The organism is Actinoplanes sp. NPDC051851 (assembly GCF_040681165.1).
Classification (GTDB): domain Bacteria; phylum Actinomycetota; class Actinomycetes; order Mycobacteriales; family Micromonosporaceae; genus Actinoplanes.
This window is the reverse complement of the sequence record NZ_JBFAYF010000159.1, coordinates 1-1,857: the sequence shown is the minus strand read 5'-3', so window position 1 is coordinate 1,857 and position 1,857 is coordinate 1. Positions and strand designations below refer to the sequence as shown.

The window sequence follows — 1,857 nt, the reverse complement described above, 5'->3', positions numbered from 1 at the left end:
GTTCGTTTGCTGTGAATCACACAGTGGACGCTAAGCACAAAATTTAGGGTGGTTAAGCCCTCGGCCTATTAGTACCGGTCAACTCAACACGTTACCGTGCTTACATCTCCGGCCTATCAACCCAGTAGTCTAGCTGGGAGCCTTACCCACTCAAGGTGGTGGGATACCTCATCTCGAAGCAGGCTTCCCGCTTAGATGCTTTCAGCGGTTATCCCTTCCGAACGTAGCCAACCAGCCATGCTCCTGGCGGAACAACTGGCACACCAGAGGTTCGTCCGTCCCGGTCCTCTCGTACTAGGGACAGCCCTTCTCAAGTATCCAACGCGCACGGCGGATAGGGACCGAACTGTCTCACGACGTTCTAAACCCAGCTCGCGTACCGCTTTAATGGGCGAACAGCCCAACCCTTGGGACCTGCTACAGCCCCAGGATGCGACGAGCCGACATCGAGGTGCCAAACCATCCCGTCGATATGGACTCTTGGGGAAGATCAGCCTGTTATCCCCGGGGTACCTTTTATCCGTTGAGCGACACCGCTTCCACACGCAAGTGCCGGATCACTAGTCCCGACTTTCGTCCCTGCTCGACCCGTCAGTCTCACAGTCAAGCTCCCTTATGCACTTACACTCAACACCTGATTGCCAACCAGGCTGAGGGAACCTTTGGGCGCCTCCGTTACCCTTTAGGAGGCAACCGCCCCAGTTAAACTACCCACCAGACACTGTCCCTCGACCCGATCAGGGCCGCAAGTTAGATACCCAAACCCAACAGAGTGGTATTTCAACAATGCCTCCACCATGACTGGCGTCACAGCTTCACCGGCTCCCACCTATCCTACACAATTAAATTCGGATACCAATGTCAAGCTATAGTAAAGGTCCCGGGGTCTTTCCGTCCTGCCGCGCGTAACGAGCATCTTTACTCGTACTGCAATTTCGCCGGGCCTGTGGTTGAGACAGTGGGGAAGTCGTTACGCCATTCGTGCAGGTCGGAACTTACCCGACAAGGAATTTCGCTACCTTAGGATGGTTATAGTTACCACCGCCGTTTACTGGCGCTTAAGTTCTCCGCCTCGCCCCGAAGAGCTAACAGGTCCCCTTAACGTTCCAGCACCGGGCAGGCGTCAGTCCATATACATCGTCTTACGACTTGGCATGGACCTGTGTTTTTAGTAAACAGTCGCTTCCCCCTGCTCTCTGCGGCCATACCACGCTCCACCCGCAAGGGGCTTCACGCGTCCGGCCCCCCTTCTCCCTAAGTTACGGGGGCAATTTGCCGAGTTCCTTAACCACAGTTCACCCGTCGCCTCGGTATTCTCTACCTGACCACCTGTGTCGGTTTAGGGTACGGGCCGCTCGGAACATCGCTAGAGGCTTTTCTCGGCAGCATAGGATCAATGACTTCACCAGAACGGCTCGGCATCACGTCTCAGCCTCATGCACCGCGGATTTGCCTACGGTACGGCCTACACGCTTACCCCGGCACAACCACCGGCCGGGATCATCTACCTTCCTGCGTCACCCCATCACTAAACTACTACCCACGAGGGTCCTGGTCTCCACACCCTTGACCCGAAAGTCGCCGGCGCTTCAAGCAGTTAGCATCATGAGGTTCGTCTTTGGCGCTCCTTCGCGGGTACGGGAATATCAACCCGTTATCCATCGACTACGCCTCTCGGCCTCGCCTTAGGTCCCGACTCACCCAGGGCGGATTAGCCTGGCCCTGGAACCCTTGGTCATCCGGCGGAAGGGGTTCTCACCCTTCATTCGCTACTCATGCCTGCATTCTCACTCGTGTAGCGTCCACGACTGGATCACTCCGCCGCTTCACCCGCTACACGACGCTCCCCTACCCATC

Annotated in this window: 1 rRNA gene; it reads right to left on the bottom strand. The window is 56.7% G+C overall.

The features are described from left to right. Positions 1-48 precede the first annotated feature (48 nt). Positions 49-1,857 (bottom strand): 23S ribosomal RNA (locus AB0M08_RS47420); the annotation flags it as partial.